The 25,022-nt window shown below is 45.2% G+C and carries 28 protein-coding genes; 15 read left to right on the forward strand and 13 right to left on the reverse strand.

Features of this window, described 5'->3' with window-relative positions; translation table 11 throughout:
- Nucleotides 1-20: 20 nt before the first annotated feature.
- The 8 genes from topA (at nt 21) to Q9R21_RS10815 (ending at nt 9,084) form a co-directional block, all read left to right on the forward strand.
- Nucleotides 21-2,663: a type I DNA topoisomerase gene (topA, locus tag Q9R21_RS10780; RefSeq protein WP_311204456.1), complete on the forward strand. Its 2,643-nt coding sequence runs from the start codon at nt 21-23 to the stop codon at nt 2,661-2,663.
- A gap of 93 nt (nt 2,664-2,756) precedes the next feature.
- Nucleotides 2,757-3,560 carry an NYN domain-containing protein gene (locus Q9R21_RS10785; RefSeq protein ID WP_034439084.1) on the forward strand — a complete coding sequence of 268 codons (804 nt, stop codon included), beginning with the start codon at nt 2,757-2,759 and terminating at the stop codon, nt 3,558-3,560.
- A gap of 5 nt (nt 3,561-3,565) precedes the next feature.
- Complete coding sequence (locus tag Q9R21_RS10790) at nt 3,566-4,321, forward strand: hypothetical protein (protein ID WP_004647401.1); 756 nt, start codon at nt 3,566-3,568, stop codon at nt 4,319-4,321.
- 65 nt (nt 4,322-4,386) lie between these two features.
- Nucleotides 4,387-5,526: a glycerate kinase gene (locus tag Q9R21_RS10795; RefSeq protein ID WP_311204457.1), complete on the forward strand. Its 1,140-nt coding sequence runs from the start codon at nt 4,387-4,389 to the stop codon at nt 5,524-5,526.
- A gap of 152 nt (nt 5,527-5,678) precedes the next feature.
- Nucleotides 5,679-7,667, forward strand: coding sequence for an ATP-dependent helicase (locus Q9R21_RS10800; protein ID WP_311204458.1), 1,989 nt, complete (start codon nt 5,679-5,681; stop codon nt 7,665-7,667).
- Nucleotides 7,668-7,750: 83 nt separating this feature from the next.
- The gene (locus Q9R21_RS10805; protein ID WP_004729489.1) at nt 7,751-8,002 is read left to right on the forward strand and encodes an RNA-binding protein; all 252 of its coding nucleotides are present in this window, start codon (nt 7,751-7,753) and stop codon (nt 8,000-8,002) included.
- Nucleotides 8,003-8,196: 194 nt separating this feature from the next.
- The gene (locus tag Q9R21_RS10810) at nt 8,197-8,700 is read left to right on the forward strand and encodes a DUF6586 family protein (protein WP_004278463.1); all 504 of its coding nucleotides are present in this window, start codon (nt 8,197-8,199) and stop codon (nt 8,698-8,700) included.
- A gap of 105 nt (nt 8,701-8,805) precedes the next feature.
- Nucleotides 8,806-9,084, forward strand: a complete 279-nt coding sequence (locus Q9R21_RS10815; RefSeq protein WP_004278462.1) for a hypothetical protein — start codon at nt 8,806-8,808, stop codon at nt 9,082-9,084.
- Nucleotides 9,085-9,341: 257 nt separating this feature from the next.
- Here the strand turns inward: Q9R21_RS10815 and Q9R21_RS10820 are convergent, their stop codons facing one another.
- The 4 genes from Q9R21_RS10820 to Q9R21_RS10835 form a co-directional block, all read right to left on the reverse strand.
- Nucleotides 9,342-11,057 (reverse strand): cation:proton antiporter, encoded by a 1,716-nt coding sequence (locus Q9R21_RS10820; protein ID WP_311204459.1) that lies wholly within the window; start codon nt 11,055-11,057, stop codon nt 9,342-9,344.
- A gap of 135 nt (nt 11,058-11,192) precedes the next feature.
- Complete coding sequence (gene rpmG, locus Q9R21_RS10825; protein ID WP_001205031.1) at nt 11,193-11,348, reverse strand: 50S ribosomal protein L33; 156 nt, start codon at nt 11,346-11,348, stop codon at nt 11,193-11,195.
- Between the two features lie 12 nt (nt 11,349-11,360).
- Complete coding sequence (rpmB, locus tag Q9R21_RS10830) at nt 11,361-11,597, reverse strand: 50S ribosomal protein L28 (protein WP_000048256.1); 237 nt, start codon at nt 11,595-11,597, stop codon at nt 11,361-11,363.
- Between the two features lie 165 nt (nt 11,598-11,762).
- The gene (locus Q9R21_RS10835) at nt 11,763-13,211 is read right to left on the reverse strand and encodes a coniferyl aldehyde dehydrogenase (protein WP_004278439.1); all 1,449 of its coding nucleotides are present in this window, start codon (nt 13,209-13,211) and stop codon (nt 11,763-11,765) included.
- Between the two features lie 115 nt (nt 13,212-13,326).
- Between Q9R21_RS10835 and Q9R21_RS10840 the strand changes: the two genes are divergently transcribed.
- The 5 genes from Q9R21_RS10840 (at nt 13,327) to Q9R21_RS10860 (ending at nt 16,985) form a co-directional block, all read left to right on the forward strand.
- Nucleotides 13,327-14,058 (forward strand): TetR/AcrR family transcriptional regulator, encoded by a 732-nt coding sequence (locus Q9R21_RS10840; protein WP_034437998.1) that lies wholly within the window; start codon nt 13,327-13,329, stop codon nt 14,056-14,058.
- 47 nt (nt 14,059-14,105) lie between these two features.
- Nucleotides 14,106-14,972, forward strand: a complete 867-nt coding sequence (gene purU / locus Q9R21_RS10845; RefSeq protein ID WP_004278437.1) for a formyltetrahydrofolate deformylase — start codon at nt 14,106-14,108, stop codon at nt 14,970-14,972.
- Nucleotides 14,973-15,164: 192 nt separating this feature from the next.
- Nucleotides 15,165-15,932, forward strand: a complete 768-nt coding sequence (locus Q9R21_RS10850; RefSeq protein WP_129716376.1) for a TonB-dependent receptor — start codon at nt 15,165-15,167, stop codon at nt 15,930-15,932.
- Nucleotides 15,933-15,957: 25 nt separating this feature from the next.
- The gene (locus Q9R21_RS10855; protein WP_195725181.1) at nt 15,958-16,581 is read left to right on the forward strand and encodes a MotA/TolQ/ExbB proton channel family protein; all 624 of its coding nucleotides are present in this window, start codon (nt 15,958-15,960) and stop codon (nt 16,579-16,581) included.
- Nucleotides 16,581-16,985, forward strand: a complete 405-nt coding sequence (locus tag Q9R21_RS10860) for a biopolymer transporter ExbD (RefSeq protein ID WP_004278434.1) — start codon at nt 16,581-16,583, stop codon at nt 16,983-16,985. The genes Q9R21_RS10855 and Q9R21_RS10860 overlap by 1 nt, the downstream gene beginning before the upstream one ends.
- 64 nt (nt 16,986-17,049) lie before the next feature.
- On the opposite strand, the gene msrA is transcribed toward Q9R21_RS10860, so the two are convergent.
- From msrA to Q9R21_RS10890, 6 genes are all read right to left on the reverse strand, one after another.
- Nucleotides 17,050-17,574, reverse strand: a complete 525-nt coding sequence (gene msrA, locus Q9R21_RS10865; RefSeq protein WP_311204460.1) for a peptide-methionine (S)-S-oxide reductase MsrA — start codon at nt 17,572-17,574, stop codon at nt 17,050-17,052.
- 110 nt (nt 17,575-17,684) lie between these two features.
- The gene (locus Q9R21_RS10870) at nt 17,685-18,146 is read right to left on the reverse strand and encodes an META domain-containing protein (protein WP_004278432.1); all 462 of its coding nucleotides are present in this window, start codon (nt 18,144-18,146) and stop codon (nt 17,685-17,687) included.
- 102 nt (nt 18,147-18,248) lie between these two features.
- Nucleotides 18,249-19,298, reverse strand: a complete 1,050-nt coding sequence (locus Q9R21_RS10875) for a DUF4105 domain-containing protein (RefSeq protein ID WP_311204461.1) — start codon at nt 19,296-19,298, stop codon at nt 18,249-18,251.
- 23 nt (nt 19,299-19,321) lie between these two features.
- Nucleotides 19,322-19,834: a dihydrofolate reductase gene (locus Q9R21_RS10880; RefSeq protein ID WP_004278430.1), complete on the reverse strand. Its 513-nt coding sequence runs from the start codon at nt 19,832-19,834 to the stop codon at nt 19,322-19,324.
- A 199-nt stretch (nt 19,835-20,033) separates the two neighbouring features.
- Complete coding sequence (gene thyA / locus Q9R21_RS10885; RefSeq protein WP_311204462.1) at nt 20,034-20,876, reverse strand: thymidylate synthase; 843 nt, start codon at nt 20,874-20,876, stop codon at nt 20,034-20,036.
- 182 nt (nt 20,877-21,058) lie between these two features.
- Nucleotides 21,059-21,550 (reverse strand): lipocalin family protein, encoded by a 492-nt coding sequence (locus tag Q9R21_RS10890; protein ID WP_005172774.1) that lies wholly within the window; start codon nt 21,548-21,550, stop codon nt 21,059-21,061.
- Between the two features lie 378 nt (nt 21,551-21,928).
- Here Q9R21_RS10890 and Q9R21_RS10895 point away from each other — a divergent pair, with 378 nt between their 5' ends.
- Nucleotides 21,929-22,444: a CHAP domain-containing protein gene (locus tag Q9R21_RS10895; RefSeq protein ID WP_311204463.1), complete on the forward strand. Its 516-nt coding sequence runs from the start codon at nt 21,929-21,931 to the stop codon at nt 22,442-22,444.
- Between the two features lie 18 nt (nt 22,445-22,462).
- Here Q9R21_RS10895 and Q9R21_RS10900 read toward each other — a convergent pair whose 3' ends face one another.
- From Q9R21_RS10900 to lgt, 3 genes are all read right to left on the reverse strand, one after another.
- Nucleotides 22,463-22,849, reverse strand: a complete 387-nt coding sequence (locus Q9R21_RS10900; protein WP_311204464.1) for a hypothetical protein — start codon at nt 22,847-22,849, stop codon at nt 22,463-22,465.
- Entirely contained in the window at nt 22,842-23,234 is a 393-nt protein-coding gene (locus tag Q9R21_RS10905) for a hypothetical protein (protein ID WP_311204465.1), read from the reverse strand. The genes Q9R21_RS10900 and Q9R21_RS10905 overlap by 8 nt, the downstream gene beginning before the upstream one ends.
- A gap of 92 nt (nt 23,235-23,326) precedes the next feature.
- Nucleotides 23,327-24,136, reverse strand: a complete 810-nt coding sequence (gene lgt / locus Q9R21_RS10910; protein ID WP_004278424.1) for a prolipoprotein diacylglyceryl transferase — start codon at nt 24,134-24,136, stop codon at nt 23,327-23,329.
- A gap of 93 nt (nt 24,137-24,229) precedes the next feature.
- Between lgt and Q9R21_RS10915 the strand changes: the two genes are divergently transcribed.
- Entirely contained in the window at nt 24,230-25,009 is a 780-nt protein-coding gene (locus Q9R21_RS10915) for an NRDE family protein (RefSeq protein ID WP_311204466.1), read from the forward strand.
- Nucleotides 25,010-25,022: the final 13 nt, after the last annotated feature.

Genomic DNA, 25,022 nt, shown 5'->3' on the forward strand with positions numbered 1-25,022 from the left:
AACAGGATTAACGGTTAATTATGGCGAACGCTCCTCGGTCCACATCAAAAAGCAGCACAGCGAAGTCTCCCGACGCTGGAAGCAAGCGTGCCCTAGTGATTGTGGAGTCGCCTGCAAAAGCGAAAACAATCAATAAGTACCTTGGTCCGAACTACATCGTAAAATCATCGGTGGGTCATGTGCGTGACTTACCGACTGGCGGTTCTGCAAAATCGACAGAGAAAAAACCAGCGACACGTACCAAACTGACGGATACAGAAAAAGCTGAAAAATCACAGAATGCGTTGATTAACCGCATGGGTGTCGATCCGGAACATGACTGGAAAGCCAAATACGAAGTCCTTCCTGGCAAAGAACATGTGGTTGCCGAACTGAAAAAACTGGCATCGCAAGTCGATGAAGTCTATCTGGCAACGGATATGGACAGGGAAGGAGAGGCGATTGCCTGGCATTTAAAAGAAGTCATCGGCGGTGATGATTCGCGTTATCAGCGTGTGGTCTTTAATGAAATTACCAAAAATGCGATTCAGGATGCCTTTAAGCATCCGTCACGTCTGGATACCAATAAAGTCAATGCGCAGCAGGCACGCCGTTTCCTGGATCGTGTCGTGGGCTTTATGATTTCGCCATTGCTTTGGGAAAAGATTGCGCGTGGTCTGTCAGCCGGTCGTGTACAGTCGGTTGCGGTGAAGCTAGTGGTCGAGCGTGAACGTGAAATTCGTGCCTTCATTCCTGAAGAATACTGGCAGGTGTTTGTCGATACCAAATCGAAAAAAGATGATATTCGTCTCGAAGCGGTCAAGCAAAATGGCAAGACGCTCAAGCTACGCAATAAAGCCGAAACTGATGCCTTATTAAACCTGATCAAAGATGCGGATTATACGGTTTCTGCACGTGAAGATAAGCCAACCAAGGTTAATCCAAGTGCGCCGTATATCACGTCAACGCTACAACAGGCAGCCAGTACCCGTCTCGGTTTTTCTGTGAAGAAAACCATGATGCTGGCGCAGCGTCTGTATGAAGCCGGCTTCATTACCTATATGCGTACCGACTCGACCTTCTTGAGTGATGATGCGGTGAATATGGTGCGTGGTCATATCGAATCCGAGTTTGGCGAGAAGTATTTGCCTGCCAAGCCGAACCGTTATGGCAATAAAGCCGGTGCGCAAGAAGCGCATGAAGCCATTCGTCCATCTATGGTTGGCTTAAAAGGCGACAGTCTGGTAGGTGTTGAGCGTGATGCACAGCGTCTATATGACTTGATCTGGCGCCAGTTTGTTGCCTGTCAGATGACACCAGCAGAATATTTGTCTTCTACCATTTTAGTGGATGCCAATGGCGTGGAACTGAAAGCTAAAGGCCGTACCTTGGTCTTTGATGGCTTTACTCGCGTGCGTGGTGCCAATAAAGCCGATGACGATATTTTATTGCCTGCGGTCAAAGTCGGTGAAGTGCTTAAACTTGAGAAACTTGATCCATCTCAACATTTCACCAAGCCACCGGCACGTTTTACCGAAGCCTCACTGGTCAAAGAACTGGAGAAAAAAGGCATTGGCCGTCCATCGACCTATGCTGCAATCATCTCGACCATTCAGGATCGTGGTTATGTGAAACTGGATAACCGTCGTCTCTATGCCGAGAAGATGGGTGAGATCGTCACCGATCGTCTGGATGAAAACTTTAGTAATCTGATGAACTATGCCTTTACCGCAGATCTGGAAGGTCAGCTGGATAAAGTGGCAGATGGTGAGCGTAACTGGAAAGAGTTGTTAGATAGCTTCTATGGCGATTTTAAACAGCGTTTGACTACAGCGCAGGGTGAGAACGGTATGCGCCGCAATCAGCCTGTAGAAGTGGATGCGGTACATTGTAAAGAATGTGACCGTCCAATGCAGATTCGTACCGGAACCACAGGCGTATTCTTGGGTTGTTCAGGCTATAACCTACCGCCGAAAGAGCGTTGTAAAGGAACCTTGAACCTGACACCAGTTGAGTCTCTGGCTGCATTATCTGATGATGAGGCTGCGGAAACTGCTGACCTGATGTCGAAGAAGCGTTGTCCGATCTGTGAAACTGCCATGGACAGCTATGTGATTGATGGCGGCCGTAAACTGCATATCTGTGGGAATAACCCGGACTGTAGTGGTTTTGAACTTGAAGAAGGTGAGTTCAAAATTAAAGGCTATGATGGCCCGAGTATCCCATGCGACAAGTGTGATAGTGAAATGCAGCTGAAGACGGGTCGTTTTGGTCCGTATTTTGCCTGTACCAGCTGTGACAATACCCGTAAAGTCTTAAAGAGCGGTCAGCCTGCGCCTCCACGTGTGGATCCGATCAAGATGGAGCATTTACGTTCTGCCAAGCATGACGATTTCTTTGTACTGCGTGACGGTGCAGCCGGTTTATTCCTGGCGGCAAGCAAGTTCCCGAAAGTGCGTGAAACCCGTGCACCGAAAGTGGCCGAGATTCGTTCTGTTGCCGACCAGCTTGATCCAAAGTATCAGTTTATCTTGCAGGCACCTGATGTGGACCCGGAAGGGAATCCAACTCTGGTAAAATTTAGCCGTAAGAACCAGTCACAATATATTGGTTCGGAAACTGCAGAAGGCAAGCAAACCAAATGGTCTCTGGTTTATCAGGACGGAAAATGGGTTGAAGCCTAAACTCTAAGATTCAAAAAAATGCTGACGAAAGTCGGCATTTTTTATGTCAGAATCATGTATATAAAAAATTAAAAATAATATCTTGGGGTGGATGTGGATATTCAGACAAAAAAGTTCGCTGTATTAATCGATGCGGATAATTCTTCTATCAACGCGATTTCATCGGTATTGGAGGAAGTTGCGAAATATGGAATTGCCAGTGTCAAACGTGTGTATGGGGACTGGAGCAGCGAAACTTTAAAGAAATGGCGAGATGTACTCCTTCCTCATGCCATCACTCCGGTACAACAATTCGCTTATACCAAGGGTAAAGATGCGACGGATATGATCCTGATCATTGATGCTATGGATTTACTTTATGCAGGTGCATTAGATGGATTTTGTATCGTATCCAGCGATAGCGATTTCACGCCCTTAGCTTCACGTATTCGTGAAAATGGTCTAACAGTGTATGGCTTTGGCAAAAAAGCTACGCCTGAAGCATTTAAGAAAGCCTGTGACAAGTTCATTTATATCGAAAACTTACTTGTAGATAGTGAAATTAAAAATAATGAGGATGGTGAAGAAACAGGATCAATAGATAAAAAAGTTTCGGAGATTATCAAGACTAATGGACAAAAAACTATATCTGCGCAAAAGGAAATTCAGTTACCTGAAGGGATGGATCGAGCTACGCTTAACTTAATTTATAAAGCTGTAAAAGATAATGCCGATGATAATGGATGGGCGAATTTAGGGATGGTCGGGCAGTATATCAGTGCAGTAAAGCCTGATTTTGACTCTCGTAACTATGGTAGAGCCAAATTGTCAGGATTAATAAAAACTTTAAATTTATTTGAAACAAAAATAGAAATGAGTCAGATGTATTTAAGAAAAATGAAAAAGCAGAGTGTGTAATCGATATGTGGAAAAAGATTCGGATTCTGATTTTATTAATCATCTTATTGATTGTCGCGGTCAATGCCTATCGTGATCAAAACCAGAACTGGTCAAAGCCGATTATTGTGTTGCTGCATCCGATTAATGCCGATGGATTACCGACCACACAGCAATATATCCAGCAACTGTCAGCTCAGGACCTGAATGGAGCACGGGAATATCTGGAAAAAGCAGCTCAGCAGTATCGTGGACAGCCGACTTATTTTTATTTTAATTTAGGCCGTGAGCTTCAAGTTCTACCACCCAAAGTCCCTGAGCAAGACTCGCTCATCGATACAGTTTTATGGAGTTTAAAATTCCGGTTCTATGCTTGGAAACAGCGACAGAGTTCAGACCCTTCAGCTAATGTGACTTTATTTTTAAATTACTATGATCCTGTGCAGACCAAGCAATTGAAACATTCCACTGCCTTGCAAAAAGGCCGGATTGGTTCGATAAATCTATTTGCATCCAAACAACAAACTGAACAGAATAAAATTGTATTGGTGCATGAATTGCTGCATGCCTTTGGCGCTTCGGATAAATATGATTTAGCGACAGGTCAACCGATTTATCCGCTGGGTTATGCATTTCCAGATCAGCAACCCTTATTTCCGCAAACCAAGGCGGAGCTGATGGCAGGACATATTCCACTGTCTCAAACCACCAGTAAAATGCCAGAATCTTTAAATCAAACTTTGATTAATGAGATAACTGCAATTGAACTGGGCTGGAAATAAAGACTTGTGGATAGTGCTGGATTTATCCACAATTTAGACTTCATTTGTGGATAAAAGATCACACCATGCCGCTCACCTTTGTGCTTGCTCCCGACTCGTTTAAAGAAAGCATGTCTGCTGCACAGGCTTCTCAGGCCATGCAACGCGGTATCCAGAACGTCATTCCGGATGCCCACATCATTCATGTGCCAATGGCCGATGGTGGTGAAGGCACGGTCGATGCATTGATTTCAAGTTTAAAGGGGCAAAGTATTGCATGTGAAGTGACCGAACCACTGCCTGAGCAACGTATTCAGACCTATTGGGGTTTGATTGATGCAGGTCAAACTGCTGTGATTGAAATGGCCAAGGCCAATGGCATTCATTTATTGAAGCCTTCACAGCGTAATCCGATGCTCACTTCAACTTATGGCACAGGAGAAATGATCAAACAGGCATTGGACTTGAGTGTGAAAAAAATCATCATGGGGTCGGGCGGCAGTATTACCAATGATGGTGGTGCAGGGATGGCGCAAGCACTGGGTGTGCAGTTTCTAAATCATGCGGGAGAGTTAATTCAGGTCTGTGGTGGAAACTTGGATCAGGTCAAATCAATGGATTTATCTGGACTGGATCCACGTTTAGTAGATACTGAAATAATCATTGCATCGGATGTCAACAATCCACTGTGTGGACCAAATGGTGCATCGATAATCTTTGGACCACAGAAAGGTGCAACCCCGGAAATGATCAAGCAACTGGATCAAAACCTCGGTCATTTTGCCGATGTAGTCGCTGGGCAGATTGGCTGTGATTATCGTCATGTGGCAGGTGCGGGTGCAGCCGGTGGGCTGGGTTTTGGTTTAATGGCATTCACCGCTGCCTCTATTCGGTCCGGGGTGGAACTGATGATTGAACAGGTTCAACTGAGTGAGAAAATAGCGCAAGCAGATTATGTCCTGACCGGTGAAGGTAAAATTGATAGTCAAACATCTTTGGGCAAGACCCCTTTTGGGGTAGCACAGCTCGCCAGGAAATTTAATAAACCGGTAATCGCTTTTGCGGGTCTAGTCGGTGAAGGGATTGAGGATTTGTTTGAGTCAGGATTTAGCCAGATTGTTGGGATTAATCTGCCAGATTGTCCTTTAGAGGAAGCCTTAAAAAATGCAGAAATGAACTTGGAGAAAGCTGTCGCTGAGATAGTTAAAAATCTTTTGACAGAGTGAAAGTATTTCTCTCTCCTGTAATCCAGCACGCCCTGTCGTTAGCTAATATCAAATCAGGAAATAAAATTGGAGACAGTTTCAGGACAACTGAAAAGACATAATTCTGGAAGCGATCTGTTAAACTACATACATCCACAAAATGATGAGTGAAAATGAGTTTAGCCACCCTGATTGATGAATTAAATCCCCAACAAAAGCAAGCAGCGACTACAGAAGCAAAACACAGTTTGGTGCTGGCCGGGGCAGGTTGTGGCAAAACCAAAACCATCGTGGCACGCGCAGCTTACTTGATTGAACAGGGCGTGCCTGCCAACCAGATTCAAATTCTGACCTTTACCCGCCGGGCAGCCAGTGAAATTGTGGCGCGTGTCGAACTGGCACTCGGAGAGCAAGCCAAGGGGCTACGAGCCTCGACCTTTCATACCTTCTGTATGTATCTACTGCGCCGTATTCCGAAAGCTTTTGGTCTGGAACAGTTTTCGATTATTGATCGTGATGATCAGCTGATGATGTTTCGCCTGATTCGCGGTCGTGATGACAAGAAAAACCCCAATCATTTACCTAAGCCTCAGGAACTATGTGACCTGTATTCTTTTGCACGGAATACCCGGCAAAAACTTAGTCTGGCACTGGAAAAACAGATGCCGGAATATCTGGCTCTCAAAGACCAGATTGCCGAAATCATGAAAGAATACGAAGCACGTAAGCAGGCGCGCAGCTTTCTGGACTATGACGATATTCTGGCGGTAGTTGCCACGGCGCTGGCACAGTCCGAAGGTCTGGTCGACTATGTCGCTTCGATCTGCCGGCATATGCTAGTCGATGAAATGCAGGATACCAATCCTTTGCAATGGGCTTTGCTGGAGCCACTCAAAGACCGGATCAGCCTGTTCTGTGTCGGTGATGATGCGCAGTCGATTTATGGCTTTCGTGGTGCAGACTTTGAAAATATTCACCATTTCAAAGAGCGTGTGCCAGATGCGCAGATTTTCAAATTAGAAAAAAACTACCGCTCGACCCAGGAAATTCTGGATCTGTCCAACTGGCTGCTCGATCAGTCTGAAATCAAATATGACAAACGTCTGGAAGCGTATCGCGGAGAAGGCATTAAGCCGCGTATGCATATCTTCCCGAATGAATTTGATGAAGCTAAATGGATCGCGATTGATATTAAAGAGCGTCATTATCTGCAAGGCAGCAAATGGGGCGAGCATATGGTCTTGGTACGCTCCAGCTTTGCCGCACGGCATATTGAAGCAGCTTGTATCGCGGCTAATGTGCCATATCGCTTTATTGGTGGCATGAAGCTGCTGGAAACGGCGCATGTCAAAGATTTGCTCAGCATGCTGCGCGTAGTCGCCAATCCGCTGGATGATATCGCCTGGATGCGTTTCTTGACCCTGTGGAATGGTGTTGGTGATGTGGGTGCCAGTAAGCTATCGCAGCAGTTATTGGCTGAACCGGAAATGGAAGCTATTGCAGATAATTTGGAAAAATTTGGCAAGATACCATTAGAAACCATTCTGATCATGCAGCAGATGAGTGTGCTCAAAGGCGAAGTGCAAGCCTGTGTCGGTCTTGCGATTCAGGCGATTGAATCGCAGTTGGCGGAAAACTATAAAAAGGACTGGCCACGTCGCCAGAGTGATTTTGAACTGGTCAAACAGCTGGCCTCCAAGCATTCGCAGCTGAGTGAGTTTTTAGAGGAATATGTACTGGATCCGGTGTCAATCTCGGAAATTGAACGCCAGTCGGACCATGATGTAGTGACCTTGATTACCATTCACTCGGCCAAAGGCACCGAACAAAATGTTTGTTATGTGGCCAATGTCACGCCAGGCAATTACCCGCATGCACGTGCTCAGGGTGACTTTGATGATGTCGAAGAAGAACGTCGTGTGCTATATGTGGCGTTGACCCGGGCAAAAAATGAATTGATTCTGACCAAACAGAACCTGAATCATTGGGCGCGCGAAACGGTCGATGAGCAGGGGCGTAAAGTCGAAAGCTATTTCCTGAATGATCTCACCCGGCATTTATGCACCACAGAAACCCATTACAAGACCCGGCAGCAAACGGTAAAAAGTGCCTTGATTGAACGCAAGTCGATTAATTTAGATTTTGGGATTGATCTCGATTAAACTATGGCAAAGTTGTTTCATGCAAAAAGTAGAGTAGGCGCGTGCTTTTTGATATTTTTTGCCTATCTTCTTAAGGTTGTAAGATGAAAATTTTAGTTCGTAATTTAGAACGTACGGTCACAGAAGCCGAATTACTGAAACTGTTCCAGGAATATGGCACAGTGGAGACCTGTACTTTGGTGCTTGATGCAGCAACAGGCAAATCAAAAGGTTTTGCTTTTGTAGAAATGCCGCATGGCCGTGAAGCAGTCAAAGCCATTAAAGGCCTGAACACTTTACGCCTGCACGGACATGGCATCCGCGTGAAAGCCGCAGAAGACAAGCCTCAGGCTTAAACTCAAAAAAGGAGCACTTGATAGGCTCCTTTTTTTATGGCTACAATTTAGTATCGCCGTACTTAATTAGTGAGCTCAATGCTCTGAATTTCAGTGCTGGATGGATTCAGTCTAAACATCTTTTGATTGCGAAATGTAGGCGAACCTTTTACTTTATAAAAGCCAAAATTTGTTTTAAACCTTAGGAAATCTCGATGACCCGTGTTGCTCGCTATCATGCGGACCGTACCAATCAAAAACTGTATTTTGCCCGTCTATCCTGCCAGCAAGCAGAGCAAACCGAACATGTACAACAGGCTCAGGCACAACGTGAAGCAACTGTGTTTCATTTGCATGGTGCTTTGTTAGCATTTTTACAGGAACTTGTGCGTTACTATCGCCTGAATGATCCTCATCCGACGCTAAAATCGATCGAAGAACTGATGGCGGCCAAAGGCCAGATTTCGCCGGAAGTGGCGGTGCTGCAACATTTATCCAAGAGCGGTTTCATTGCTGAACTGAAACGTGCTTACCGTCTGTGCCAGTATGCGCCCGAACCAAGTACCCCAGAACCTGAAGACGAAACTTCCTCAAATCTCATCATTAAAGTCACACAGTCTCCACAAGCATGGTTACCTGATACTGCTATATTGAGAGAGTGGCATCGTGACCTGACCCAATTAATTGATGGTTTTCGTAATGAGATGATTGAATTTTAATCGGATCGGCTGTACTTGAAAATGCAATTTTTAACCCTATATCAATTACTCTAATGATGCAAAGTGCACCCGGCGCTTTGCCACCATGTTGAACATGGAGGATATATGTCTATAGAACAGTTGAAAGATTTATTTGGTAATCAAGACGCGATTTTAGAACTCGTTCAACTTGAAGGTGGCGCGTTGGCTCTACGCAATGCAGGCTCACATAAACAGCCTTTGGTCATGATTCAATTTAATGATGAGGTGAAAGCTTTACTTGGAGAGCAGACGCCCGTGATTGCGCAACAGATGATTCAGGCAGCACTCTATGGTTTGCTGGAACAGCAGGTCAATGAGTGGCAGGCTGAAGTTGTGGATGAAGAACCAAAGTATATGAGTTAATCGTTGAAATTTATTTAGAAAGCACACTATCGGTGTGCTTTTTGAGTTTTATAGGTTATTAAATTAGGCAGATTTTAAGTACCATAAAAACGTTCATTTAAAATGAAGATGAAAAATCAGTATTTTAAAATTTAAGTCGTGAGCAGTCTGAAGCCAGTGTAATAATAAAATCTTTGACTTAGAGATATATTGATGTTCATAAAAAAAGTTGCCAGATTCGGCAACTTTTTTATTTGGCGTTTATTCAAAGAAAAACTTTAATGAGAAGGCGTATGCTGATGCGCGATCTCAATCTGGTTCAAAATATGATTGCTCATATTTTTCGCCATTTCTTCTTTGGCATAATAAACCGCACCGACATTATCCCGACGAATGGCTTCAGCTTCTTCCTTGCTTTCCGCACAGACCAGTACCTGAATTTGTGGATTCAAGGTCTTGGTAATATCGACAATTTTATGAATATCGATGATATCCATAGGGGAAATGACCAGTAAGCGCGCATGCTGGATATGTGCCTGAATCAGTACGCCAGCCTCAGTGGCAACACCAGACACCGCAGCAATGCCTTTCTCACGTAGGTTTTCGACGATGTCACGGTTTTCTTCGGCAATCACCACCTTGATATTTTCTTGCATCAATGAGCGGGTAATGCGACGCCCGACCTCCCCATGGCCAATAATGACCACCTGATCGCGCAGGTAATCCTGTGAGACTTCATCGGGTAACATCGCCAGAGGGTCACCACTGCGTTCCAGTAATCGGGCCAGAGTCGAGCGTTCCCGAATCCATTTCTGTACCGGCTCAATCGCGGAAAAGATAAAGGAGTTAAGCGTAATCGAAATTAAGGCACCTGCTAGAATCAGGTTTTGACCTTCCGGCGAAAGCAGGTTGAGCGAAACACCGAGTGCAGCCAAAATAAAGGAGAACTCACCAATCTGTGCCAGAGAAGCACCGACGGTCAAGGCGGTATTGATCGGATAACGGAAGAACAGCACCAGTGCCATCGCAGCAATAGTTTTACCAATCATGATAATCGCGACCACGGCCAGTACATGTAAAGGCTGTTCCAGCAAAATGCGCGGATCAAACAGCATGCCGACGGAAACAAAGAATAAAATCGAGAAAATTTCACGCAGTGGTAAGGTTTCTTCTTCAGCACGATGACTGAAATCAGATTCCTTAACGACCATTCCGGCAAAGAAAGCACCCAGTGCCATGGATACACCAAAGACTTTATAGGCACCAAAGGCAATCGAAACAGCAGCTGCCACCACAGTTAAGGTAAACAGCTCACGTGAACCGAGACGTGCCACCACCTGTATGATCATCGGAATCAAGCGTTTACCAATAATCAGCATGAAGGCAATAAAGCCTGCGACTTTAAGTAAGGTAATCCCTAAGGTGAGCCAGATATTCTCATCGCTTGCACCTTCCAGCGCTTGCCCACCTAAAAGCACCGCAGTGGCAGGTAACAGTACCAGCGCCAAGACCATGACCAGATCTTCGACCAGCAACCAGCCAACAGCAATTCGGCCATTGATTGAATCCAGTAAGCCACGATCACCAAGGGCTTTGAGCAGAACCACGGTACTGGCACAAGACAGGCTTAGGCCGAAGACCAGTGCTGAGCCAAAGCTCCAGCCCCACAGCATCGAAACTCCAACCCCGAGCAAGGTGGCAACTGCAATCTGTAAAATCGCACCAGGCAGGGCAATCCGGCGTACCTGCATCAGATCGTTCAGGGAAAAATGCATTCCGACGCCAAACATCAGGAACATGACGCCAAGTTCTGCCAGTTGGTTGGCCAGATGAATATCACCGACCACACCGGGTGTATGGGGACTAATCAGAATGCCGGCAATTAAGTAACCGATCAAAGGGGGAAGACGTAACCGTGCAGCGAGATAGCCAAAGACCAAAGCTAAGCCAAAACCAACAGCCAGTAATATAATGAGCTCTACGTCATGTGGCACTAAATACTCCTTTAGCTAGGTTTGCTGGGAAATAAGCACAAAAAGTGCCAAAACATGCAGAAAGTTTATCAAGTCGGATAAAAAAAGTGCAAAAAAAAACGACCCGCAAAGGTCGTTTTTTTAAAGAAACTAAAATTATTTGATTTTAGCTTCTTTGAAGATTACGTGTTGACGGATTTTTGGATCAAATTTTTTGATTTCCATTTTTTCCGGCATAGTACGTTTGTTCTTAGTCGTGGTATAGAAATAACCTGTACCAGCTGAAGAAACTAAGCGAATTTTATCACGCATGGTTCAGACTCCTTAGATCTTTTGACCTTGAGCACGTAGGTCAGCAACAACCTTTTCAATGCCCAATTTGTCGATAATACGCATACCTTTAGTGGTTAAACGAAGACGTACAAAACGTTTTTCGCTTTCTAACCAGAAACGGTGGTGGTGCAGGTTCGGCTCGAACCGGCGCTTAGTTTTGTTGTTGGCGTGTGAGACGTTGTTACCAACGACTGGACGCTTGCCGGTAACTTGGCAAACCTTAGACATGGTGTAACTCCATTGATTTAGCCAACAGCAAATCTGTATGGCCAGTCAAAAATAAACGGATTGAAATCATTCAAGGGGCGTTTTATATCAAAAATGCGCTTAAAAGACAAGCGATTTTCGTCAAAACGCGGCACGAACTATATCGATAGCTCATGCCTTGATCATTTAGCGGAGAAGTGTCTTCGAAATCAGCTTGTGAATCGGTTTATTGAACGGTGGCAGAATGTATTTCAAGCTGTACAGCTTTGGATTCGACATTACTGAGCGTTCATGCGACAAACTGAAGAAGCCTTCTGGGCCATGGTATTTACCCATACCTGATGCACCGACACCCCCAAATGGTAGATCATCCTGCGCAACATGGGTCAGTACCGTATTTTGCCCGAAATGCCCTGAATGGGTACGCTGTGCGACATAATCGGCACGCGCCTGATCAAAGTCGAAGTAGTATAAAGCAAGTGGACGCGGACGGCTATTAATAAAGTCGATGACATCGTCAATTTGATCATATTCCATGATCGGTAACAGTGGGCCAAAGATTTCATGCTGCATGATCTGCATCATCGGGGTGACATTGGTCACGATGGTCGGTGCAATCTTGCGCAGATCAGCCGAGTTTTCACTACGCGGATTAATTTCAATGACTTGCGCACCCTGTTCACGCGCATCATCCAGATAGCCTTGCAGACGGTTATATTGTTTGACATTAATAATCGAGGTGTAATCCTGATTATGGGTGATATCCGGATACATGCTTTCGACACAGGCTTTAAAGTGATCAATGAACTCGGCAGTTTTTCCGAGAGGCAGGAACATATAGTCTGGCGCTACACATGTCTGACCGGCATTCCAGAGTTTGCCCACCGCAATCCGCTGCGCGACATCGCGCAGATCAATCGATGGATGCACCAGTACCGGCGATTTACCGCCCAGTTCCAGAATCACCGGCACCAGATTTTCGGCAGCGGCTGCCATGACGGTTTTACCGACTGCAGTTGAGCCGGTGAAAATCAGTTTATCGAAAGGCAAACGACAGAAAGCATCTGAAATCACACCGCCACCATTCACCACAGCGACCAATTCTTTAGGGAAGGCTTCAGCCAGGGCTTTTTCCAGAACTTCACCAAAGGCAGCCGATGCACTGGAAATTTTGATCATGGCATGGTTGCCGGCCGCCAGGGCACAAATTAGTGGGCCAATCGAGAGCAACAGCGGATAGTTCCACGGTGCGATAATTCCGACTACACCCAAAGGCTGATATTGCACCCAGGCTTTGGCCGGCTGATGAATAATGCCGACATGACGCTTGGAAGGTTTCATCCACCGGGTCAGGTTTTTGCTGTAATATTTAATATGTTCCAGACAGGTGAGCAGTTCACCAATCTTGGTTTCCCCAATGGAACGGTTACCATAGTCCTGATTAATTGCGTCAGCAAATTGATCTTGATACTTAACTAAGATACGCTTAAGTCGAGCTAAACGATCGATACGTTCCTTTGCAGTCGGCAGAGGGTAGTGTAAATAAGCGTGTTTTTGTTGCGCCAAGACTTCATTCAGATATTGGCTATCAAAAAAATGTGGTGTCATTGATGTTGTTTTTGTGTGACTGTTCATGCCGCACTACCATTATTCAAAAATCGATTAATTAATTTTTAGAGCAAATACTCTAATTAGTCAAGTGACTTTGTGTGTTAGCCTGCTAATGCATGAACTGAATGGTTATTTTAGGATGTCCCAAACCAAAACCTTAAAAACTAAAGAGCGTATCTTGCAGCTCAGTTTGCAGCTGTTTAACGAGCGTGGTGAACGATCGGTAACCACCAATCACATTGCGGCTGAACTCGGCATGAGCCCGGGTAACCTGTATTATCATTTCCGCAATAAAAATGAAATTATTAAAGAATTGATGGAACAGTACCAGCACCAGACCCTGGAAATGCTGGCGCTGCCGGATGACCGTGCGCTGGATGCCAATGACAAGGTGCATTATTTTCAGGTACTGAGCAGCCAGTTATGGGCTTACCGTTTCCTGCATCGTGATGTCTATCATCTGGTAGAAAATAACGAAGATTTTCGCAAGATGTATCCACGCTTTGCCGGTCAGGTGATGCAGCAGGGCCAGAAAATCTATAAAGGCTTTGTTAATGCAGGCCTGATGGACATGACCGATTCAGAGATTGAAGCACTGATTATTAACCTGTGGATTGTGCTGACCAACTGGACCAACTTCCTGTATATGTCAGGTCATTTAACCGATTCCAATACGCTGGAAGAAAAATGGGTCTGGCAGGCACTCCGTCAAATGGTATTCCTGGAAGGGGCGTATTTACGTGGTGAAAGTCGTCAAACCTATGAAGGTTTATTGAGTAGTTTGGGCTCTTCGGAACTTTTTGCCAGCCTGTCGTCATCTAAAGATTCTGAATCTGAACAAACTATTCAGAATATCCAAGAAACGCGCTAGAATACTCGGCTTATTTTTAATTTAACTGATTAGTGACTTAAACCAACATGAATATGACGACTGCTAACACCGCACGTTTATTGATTACTTGTGAAGACAAGCCGGGCATCGTGCAGGCTGTTTCGAGCTTCTTGTATCATCAAGGTGCCAACATTACTGCGCTTGACCAATATGCGACAGCAGCGCAGGGCGGACGTTACTTCATGCGCGTTGAATTTGAATTAGATAATCTTCAAAGTCGCAAAGAAAGTATTACCCAGACTTTTGCAGCGAATGTGGCGGAACGCTATGGCATGCAATGGCGTCTGGCTCTGGTCAGTGACGTGAAAAAAGTCGGTATTTTGGTGTCTAAAGTCGATCATGCCTTGCTTGAGCTGTTATGGCGTCATGCGCGTGGTGGTTTGCCTTGTGAAATTACCAAAGTGGTGTCGAATCACGAGACTTTACGTGAAGCAGTTGAAAATTTTGGCATTCCATTCGAAGTTGTGCCGGTGACCAAAGACAACAAACCTGAAGCTTATGCAGAAATCGACCAGTTGATGCAGGGCAATGACTTACTGGTGCTGGCGCGTTATATGCAGATTCTGGATGAAGAATTTGTCAGCAAGTGGGAAATGAAAGTGATCAACATTCACCATTCTTTCCTGCCGGCTTTTGTAGGTGCCAATCCGTACAAACAGGCCTATGAAAAAGGCGTGAAGCTGATCGGTGCAACTGCGCACTATGTGACTGCTGATCTGGATCAAGGTCCGATTATTGAGCAGGATGTGGAGCGCGTGAACCATGACTTTACTGTTGAGCAGTTACGTGAACTCGGTCAGGACGTAGAACGTAATGTATTGGCCCGTGCGGTAAAATGGCATTTGGAAGACCGTATTATTGTCGATGGCAACAAGACTGTCGTGTTCCAATAAGACTTGCATTGAGTTTTAAAAAGGCATACTTTTAGTGTGCCTTTTTTGTTTTGATGCAAAAAAAGTCAGTCAAAGGTAGGATTAGCGGTTGCAAATGAAAACACTTCTCATTTATTATTGGCATACTTTAATTGTGATAACCGATGAGCTTGATAGTTTGTTCCACATCATCTCCTCAAGGTAATAGATTTAATGAGTCAAGTTGCTGCGCCCCAAATGCCTACACCGCCGAATCAGATGAAAAAGAAAGTCATCTCTATCGTGGCGGCTGTACTGGTTGGGCATGTGGGTGTGTTATATGCGATCAGCCAGATGAAAGCACCTGAGCTGACACCCATTGATAAGCAACCCTTAAAAGTGCGCTTTGTGAAACTCCAGGAAGCGCCAAAACCTTTACCGCCAAAACCGAAGGCCGAGCCACAAAAAGAGCCGCCTAAGCCTAAAGAAGTCAAAATTGTCGATAAACCGCTGCCACCACCACCGAAAAAAGTAGAAAAAATCGAGCAGGTGAAAAAGGCTGAAGCACCAAAAGTAGTCAAAGCACCACCAGTTGAAGCAAAACCAACTCCAAGTCCGGTCGTGCCGACAGTGGTCACTGAAACTAAAGTTAAACCGGCACCTGCTCCGGTCGCGCCACCTGCGCCTGTGGCACCGCCAGCACCTGCTGCGCCGCCATCTCCGAAAAGTGTATCAATTGGTGGGGGCGTGTCCTGGCAGCGTTCACCAAAAGTCTCACTCTCTGCAGGTGAATTAAAATCAGCCTGTTCACTGGTAGTAGATGTTTCAGCGAATGAGCAGGGCAAAGTAGTCTCTGCGACTGCACGAAATTCAAGTTGTAGCCCGGCAGTAACGCGCAAAGTAGAAGCCGCGGTACGTCGTGCACAACTTACCAAATATGTTGAAAATGGTGTGGCTTATCCAACCCGTGTGGAACAGCCTTTCGATTTTCAGGTTAAATAACGGCTCACCCATTAGGAGTTCGAATATGAACTTTTCAGTTTATTGGCAACACGCTGATGCAGTCAGTAAAACACTGTATTTCGTGTTATTGGCAATGTCGATTGCGACATGGACCATTTTTGTGCTGCGTTTGATGGGCACTCGCCAACTGAAACAGATTGCCTATGCGCAGTTATCTAAAGCATTGGAACAACTGAAAACCAAACTGGCTCCTTTGGGCTTTGAACAACGTAAGGCAGTGGCAGAACAGGCGCTATTACGCCAGATTTCAGCAGAAAAAGCCAATGCCGAAAAAGGTGTATCAGTTCTGGGTACGATTGCCTCAATTTCACCATTTGTTGGTTTGTTCGGTACGGTATGGGGCATCTTCCATGCGCTGGTTGCTGTTGGTAAAAGTGGTCAAGCAGGTCTGGCACAAGTAGCAACTCCAGTCGGTGAAGCATTGATTATGACTGGCTTAGGTCTGGCAGTCGCGATTCCTGCGGTACTGGCTTATAACATCTGTGTCCGTGCTAATCGTGGCTTGGCACACGAGTTACAGGATCAGGCACACGGTCTGTTAATTGATACCATGCTGCAACAGGAATCTGCTGCAAAAAAGTCTGATGAGAAAGTAACACAACAGAGTCTCGTGGGAGGTCAAGCTTAATGGCTTTTCAACTGGGTGAAGACAACGATGTAGGCATGAATGAGATGAACCTCATTCCCCTCATCGACATTATGTTGGTATTGATGATCATCTTTCTGGTGACAGCGACCGTTGCGAACCCATCAATTCCATTAACCTTGCCACAAACCACTGCGGAGATTATCGATCTGCCGCCTGAAAATGTCACGATTAGCATCAATGCCGAAGGTGACATTGCTTGGAATGGTGATGTATTGACGCTGGAACAGCTTGAAACCCGTTTTAATGAAGCGGGCCAAGCTGAACGTCAGCCGACCATTGTGTTGAAAGCGGATAAAGAATCACGTTATGACTCGGTGGCGCAAGTCATGTCGCGTGCGAGTGGAGCCGGACTCAGCGATATTGCCTTTGCAACTGATAACTAAGATTTAGGTAATAAAAAAAGCGACTGATTGCAGTCGCTTTTTTTATGCCCATTTTTCATGAAACTTAATGGGTTTTTAAGAGGGTCGTAAATTTGCTGCGTAATTTATTCAATTTTGGAGGAATGGCAAAATTGCAATAGCCCTGGGTCGGGTTCTTGGCAAAGAAGTTTTGATGATAGTCTTCCGCCGGATAGAAAGTCGGGGCAGGACTGAGTTCAGTCACCATATTGATGCCATCGGCTTTCAGAGCATCGATCGCCTGCTGCGCCTGTTGCTGCTGTTCATCATTCAGATAATAAATCACAGAACGATACTGGGTGCCGACATCATTGCCCTGACGGTTTAGCGTGGTCGGATCATGGGTTGCAAAAAATACATCAAGCAACTGGTTATAGTTAACCTGGTTTTCATCGAAATCGATCAGAATGACTTCAGCATGGCCGGTATTGCCCCCGCAGACATCATCGTAGTTTGGCTCAGTTGTATGCCCACCTGCGTAGCCACTGACGACCTGCTGAACCCCCTGGATCTGTAAAAATACGGCTTCAGTACACCAAAAGCATCCCCCACCGAAAAGTGCCTGTTGCATGGTTGATTCCTCATTCAATTAAATAACTCAATCGGGCTGATGGTTAAATTCCAGCTCATCAGTATGAAAGATAAAAAAGCCTGTCCATACAGGCTTTTTGTAGGGAAGTATTAACGCGGCTGAACAGCACTTTCTAGCTGGATCAAGAGATTCCCATGGCGATCCAGTAATTTTAAGGTTTTACCAAATACTTGATAATGTGTCACTTTGGCTAAAGCTTCATTAAATTTCTGATCAAGCTGATCGTTGTTCATACAGGCCATACGGGTAGTGGCCATTTGGTTCAGGGTCAGCGTGTCTTTCGCTGCTGTGTAACTGCCCATAATCCGGTTACAGCTATCTGAACCTGAAACGCGCTGGGTACTGGCATCAAATTGCAGACTCGGAACATTGCGTGCGGTTGGCGCAGTCTTGATTTCAGTATTACCAATCTGGGTCGCAATCCAAGTACGATTTTGCAAAAGTTGTAAATGATTCGCGGTTTGTGTCGTGGCTGTATTGGGCACAGTTTCGCAGCCCATGACCGTTAGAACCGAGCCTAAAATCGCGATTGCAGTTAATTTTTTTAGCATGAGAGATACTCTGATCATTGACTAGCTATTTGTATATAAACAAAAAAATGATCAAGGTTCCAGTTGATTTTGTATCTTTATTGAAGTGGATTTGCTACACAGTTATCGCATGTCGGGTTTTGGTAGGCCCTGCCGGATCAGGCGTGAATAGTCCTGACTGGAGAGATTAGCGGTGCGTTCTACCCGTGGATTGACATGTGCCCGTTGATACCAAGTGTGCATATCCCAAGACTGTTCTAGTACTTTAAGATCATAGAGATAATTCGGTAAATAGCCGGAGGCCAGCAACCGGTAATCTGAGGGTAGCTGTTGTTGCGATATCGCCTGAACCATATCAAAGACTAGTGTGGTGCAATTACTGGTCAGGGTATTGTACCATTTTGGCTTTTGGGCCAGCTCATCGGCCTGACGCAGATATTCCTTGAATAGCGCTTTAGCCTGAGCTTGCGGCATTTTGACTGGGAAAAAATAGACCTGTTCACCACGGACATTGCTACGGGTATAGACAATATCCTTTTCATCCGATGCGACCAGACTCAGTTCATATTTTCGGAAAAAGCCACCAATCGCTGAAAACTCTTCATTCTTTTCCTTGCGGATTTCAATCGAGAAGGTGAGTGGCTTTTGATTGGCAAAATCGAAGCTGACCAGGGTATGGGCAATTTTAGGCCCCATCCAGTAGGAAGTAATGATGTTCACGCCAGTAATCTGATTCAGATCAAAACTGCGGCTTTCCCAGCGTTCGATATAGCGACCATCGGCCTGCCAGTCAAAGTTGCGGATATTGTGTAAGGTAACCTGATCGCCTTGCTGCTCATAATGCAGAAGCTGGGAAACCTCAGGATTCCACTCTCGATCCTGACGCGCTTCCAGACTGAAATATCCTAGCAGACAGAATAAAAAGGCCAGAAGATAAAGAACGCTATCCACTTGGCGGGAGATCAGATGCCGGGTGAAATAAATCCCGAGAACGACCAGCGCAAAGGTCAGCCAGAGTCCAATCAGCATCAAGCTGCCGATTTTTCCGAGGGGTTGATGAACCCAGAGCATCAGGCTGAACCACAGGCTCGACAGAATGACGAATAAAGTAAACAGGCTGCCCAGTAGCCACAGACTCCAATGTCTGGAGATGTATTCGCGTCCCTGCATCATCACTTTTTCATGAGAAATAGGCTTTATTTTCTGTAGGTTGCGAACTCAAAAGCAATGCCGGTTTTGTCGTCGATATGTTGCTCGGCAGCGACTTTTTTAAATTCTGCTGGAATCGCTGGATAATAGGCATCGCCCTGTACATCCAGTTCGACATGGGTCAGTTCCAGACGGTCTGCAATATCCATAGTCTGTTTAAAGATTTCACCACCACCAATGATGAAAATGGTTTCAGGTTTTTCTGAAGCCTTTACATCTGCAACGGCCTGACTCAGCGCATCTTCAATGCTATAAGCGACTTTGGTGCCTGCAAATGCCCAGTCTGGATCACGGGTAATGACCCAGTTCACGCGTTTAGGCAAGGTACGTCCCATCGATTCTAGTGTCTTGCGACCCATCACCACCACACCGCCTTGGGTGATTTCCTTGAAGTGTTTCAGGTCGGCAGAGATATGCCAAGGTAGGTCATTGCCCTTGCCGATACAACGCTGCTGATCCATGGCAACGACGTGTACAACTTCTAAATCTTGAAATGACATGTATTGAATCCTTCTTATCAAGCCCAAAGTCCTTCGTGTAATTTTTTACTGGTACGAAAGAAAGGTTAAAAATCTATATTGATTGCCTTCATGCTTTAGGGCTAGGAATAATTTTGAAAGGAGTTGGCGATTTACGTGTGGTAAAAAACCTCTTCCTAGCCCTCTCCTAGGAAGAGAGGGAACTTTATAATAAAGAACATTAAACAGCGACAGGGGCTTTAATGCCTGGATGAGATTCATAACCGACAATTTCGATATCTTCAAATTTAAAATCGAACAGGTCTTTGATCTCAGGATTTAGTTTTAATTGACAAAGGCCGAGTGGCTCACGGCTAAGCTGCAACTGTGCCTGTTCAAAATGGTTGCTGTACAAATGGGTATCGCCGCCAGTCCAGACAAAGTCACCAACATCCAGATCACAGACTTGCGCGATCATATGCGTCAACAAAGCATAGCTGGCAATATTAAACGGCACACCTAAAAAAACATCAGCGCTACGCTGGTATAGCTGGCAGGACAATTTGCCATTGTGTACAAAGAACTGGAACAGGGTATGGCAAGGCGGTAATGCCACTTGGCCTGCTTCATTCGGATTCCAGCCAGATACAATCAGACGGCGCGAATTCGGATTGGTTTTAATTTCATTAATCAACCATTTGATCTGGTCAAAACCGTCCTGATTATAACTATTGTCTGCATTTTTGCTGGCACCAAAATTACGCCATTGGTGACCATACACTGGGCCTAATTCGCCTTCAGGACGGCCAAAACGCGCAGTCTGTTCTGCGGTCGCCCATTCGTCCCAAATCGAGACTTTATGGTCTTTTAAATATTGAACATTGGTATCGCCTTTCAGGAACCACAACAGTTCAATCACGATAGAACGGAAATGAACTTTTTTGGTGGTGAGTAAAGGAAAACCTTGGGAAAGATCAAAGCGCATCTGATGACCAAATACCGAACGTGTACCTGTACCGGTACGGTCGCCTTTATCGCCGCCGTTGTCGAGGATATGTTGTAAAAGGTCAAGATATTGGCGCATAGTTCTCTCTATTTGAATCTGTTGAAAATCGCCGTTTTAACAGCAGAATGGATTATTTTATAATCAATTTTCTGTCGAAAGGGACAATTTAAATTGCGCACATCATAGCATTTTTTGATGAGCTTTCATCGCCCAAATTGAGAATAAAAAAGACCTCCTGATGGAGGTCTTTTGATTGCAGTTTAAGCGGTTTTATTGCCCGTATGGACTGTATGAATCAGATCAGACAGATCATAGCCCAAGGATTCTGCATAACTTAAATATTCGCGTTGAGTCGCTTCGTCCAGACTGGTACCGCGATGCAGTAGCCATAAATATTCTTTATTCGGTTCGCCTACGAGCGCGGTCTGATAATCGGGGTCGATTTTTAATACCCAGTAATCGCCCTTGGTAAACGGAATCCAACGCAGGCCTTCAGGTAAAAAGCTGACTTCAAGCTTGGCATGTTCTGCATCGACAATGGTTGCTTCAGCAATAGCTTCATCCAGTTTGCCATCACCATCCAGACAGCGATTCTGAACCCGAACTTTACCATTTTCATTCAAGCTATATACCGCAGAAATATCGGTGCTGTCTTCAGGTTGATGCTTCATCGGCAAGCGTGCAATTTCATACCAGGTGCCTAAATATTGTTCTAAATTAAAATTTGAAACGGTACTTAAAGTCTGACTCATTTTTCTTCTCCGTTTAGTTCAATATTTAAAAATGCCGCATCAGTGTAATACAGGGTGCAAAGCTCAAAATGATGTAATCATGTAGTGAAATGTTGTCTGAAAATGGCCGAGTTACAGATTAAATCCCTAGGGTTTGAGTAGAAGAAAATAACGGCTCATTTTGTATAGTTCAGGCTAAAAAGGCTTTGCTTTACATTTTTTTTGCAAAGATGATGGGTTTTGTAACTGTATTAGAAAGAACGGTTTAATTTGAATGCCGGAAAAATAGACAAATTTATTTACATTTTTAATGTGAAAAATAACATTTAAGCGACTAGTATTCTCGGCTTATTAACAATATGAAAGCCTAAATTACAGGCGAGGAGCGGTTGGTAAGGCATGATCTATGATCATCAAGTAAACATGAGCGAAGTATATGCTCCTGTCCAAGCGAATATCATGGTGCGTTCCCAATCGGAGCAAAGACCTAAAAAGTCATCCCAGCAAGCCACTGTCCGTAACGCTTCAGGCGTAAGCAATGGCCATCGTATCAATATCGAGAAATTTACCAGTTATCTGCAAGGCATTACCCGAAATACCAGTACACAGAAATGTGCGCGCAGTATTCGTGTCGGTCTGCAATCCTCGGGTGCGAAAATTGTGACTCATCCGGTCGCAGCGGCAGATTGGGGAAGTACCCTGATGCAGCTGGGCTATAAGAAAATTAATGCTTCTTTTGATCGGCCGAAAAAAGGCGATATCTATATTATTGACCGTACTCAGGGACATAAATATGGACATATCGCGGCTTATTCAGGTAGTGCCTGGGTATCGGATTTCAAACAGCGAGATCATGCGGTTTATCGCAATAAAAACGTGACTTATAGTTACTATCGTCTGGAAACTTACTTCTAAGAAAATACTGCGAAGTGATCAGTCCTCAAAACGCTTCGCACGGCTTTCATAGATTGAAACGATAAATAATCCAATCGCGGCAAAGCCAAGACATTGCAGACCCAAGGCAAATTTGCCCCATTGCTGGTGCTGTTCTGGTAAATAGCCAAACAGGGTAATTAAGGCAATGATGGGAATGACCCGGCTCAAGGCGCTAAAGCCATTTGCATAGGGATTGGATTTTGAGATTTTCAGGCGGAAATGGTGCAGTAAATGCACGACAATTCCAATCGCTAAACTCACCCCCACAAATACCGGATCTAACTGGGCCACAGTCGATGCTGTATAAATCAAAATACAGGTCGTAATAATAACGATGAGTTTGATTTGACGGTTACAACGTTCTGAATACCAAAATTCAAGCATGGGGTGGCTCTGGATCCTGAGAGTTCTGATTGAGCAGCGACAATGGTGAAAACAGGCAAATCGCCAGAGCCATAAAGGCAATGCCCTGTGCACCCGGAATCAGGATTTCACCCTGTTGCATATTCATAAAAACTAAAGCAATTAATAGCGCAATTGGAATCCAGGTCAGTAATCTATATAAAAAACCGCTCGGGTTTTTGCTGGCAAAGTGGATTTTGCAGTAACGACAGATCAGAAAAATGATGCCGGTCCCGACAAACATCAAAATCGAATCTAAGGGCAGTGGTTGCATCCAGTACAAGCCTGCAGCTGTCGCTGCAATCACAATAAAGATCAACAGTTTTTTGAGAACAGAGACCTGCGGATTAAACCAGAACTCAAGCATAGTAATGATGGAATAGAAGAGATAATCGGCACTTTAGCATATTTTGAGTATAAAAAAGCGAGGTCGTTGCCTCGCTAAATTACGCGATTTTCTCAGCTATTTTTGTTTGGACCCCAGTCATATATTTTCTTCTGGTAGGCATACCACATCATCCACAAGCCAATCAGGATCATTGGCAGGCTCAGGAACTGGCCCTTGCTCATCCAGCCAATAAACAGCTGGCCATTATCCGGCTCACGGAAGAATTCAACCACAAAACGTGCCAGACCATAACCGATCAGGAACAGGGCCGAAACAGCCATACGTGGACGCGGCTTCGAGCTGAACCACCACAGTACAATAAACAGGATCAGGCCTTCACACAGTGCCTGATACAGTTGTGATGGGTGACGTACCAGTTGCAGCGGGTCGGTCGGGAAAATCATGCCCCAGGCAAAGTTTGGGTCGGTCACCTGACGGCCATACAGTTCGCCGCCAATAAAGTTACCAATCCTGCCAAACATCAACCCTGTCGGTACGCAAGGTGCGATAAAATCCAGAGTCTGGAACCAGGTCATCTTATATTTCTTGCACCACCACAACATGGCCAGAATGACCCCGAGGAAACCGCCATGGAAACTCATACCGCCGGTCCAGATCTGGAACAGCCATAAAGGATCGGCCAGGAACTGGGAAAAACCGTAGAAGAAGACATAACCGACACGGCCACCGATGATCACACCGAGTGCACCGAAGAAAATCAGGTCAGACACCATATCCGGTGTCCAGCCACGTTGTTTGGCGCGAAACGTCGCCAATCCCCAGGCAAATAAAAATGCCAGTAAGTACATCAGTCCATACCAGTGGACTTGTAAGGGCCCGAGCGAAATCGCGACGGGATCAATATTGGGATAGGTGAGCATTCCTGTTCCTTATGATTCTGTTTTGCACAGATTTTAGCTTAAAGCAAAGAAAAATGTTGTACATTCAATGTGTAAAGATCGAGAGCGTAAATTATGTGTATCGTGGCATTGGCTTGGCGGGTTCTGGATCAGAGCTCATTATGTCTGATTTCAAATCGGGATGAGTTCTATCAGCGTCCTACGCAGGAGCTGCATGAATGGGAGAATAGTCCGATAATTGCCGGACAGGATCTACAGTCGGGCGGCACCTGGATGGGGATTACGGCTTCCAGTCGCTGGGCGGTGATTACCAATTTTCGTGATGGGCAGGACAAAGGGCATTATCCGACTTCACGTGGACATATCATCCAGAACTTTTTAGATTCTGACTTAACGCCGATTCGTTTTGCTCAAGATCTGGAACAACGCCAGTGTGACTATGCCGGCTTTAACCTGTTTATCGGCGATCAAGATCAGGCGGTGTATATGAGCAATCGCGGTGAAGCACCACAAGTACTGGCCCATGGCGTCTATGTGGTTTCGAATGGCCTGATGAGCGAAGACTGGTACAAGACCCGACATTTACGTAAACGCTTTACCCAGGAATTTTTACCGATGCTGCAACAACTGGAGATCGCAGAAGCAGATTTGTGTCATGCAGTCTGGGATATTCTGGAAGACGAACGCAAGGTGATTCCTGAACTTCTGCCAGACACCGGCATCTCGGTTGAAATGGAACAGCTGCTGTCTTCGACTTTTATCCAGAGTCCGGCCTATGGCACCCGATGCTCCAATTTTTTGAGAATGCAGCAGGGACAATGGCACTGGATTGAGAAGTCACAACAAGGTACAACCGCAGGTCAAACTATTGAGAAAATAATTAGCCTAAAATAATCACCGGATATAA

It is taken from the genome of Acinetobacter sp. RG5 (genome assembly GCF_031844265.1).
GTDB lineage: Bacteria > Pseudomonadota > Gammaproteobacteria > Pseudomonadales > Moraxellaceae > Acinetobacter.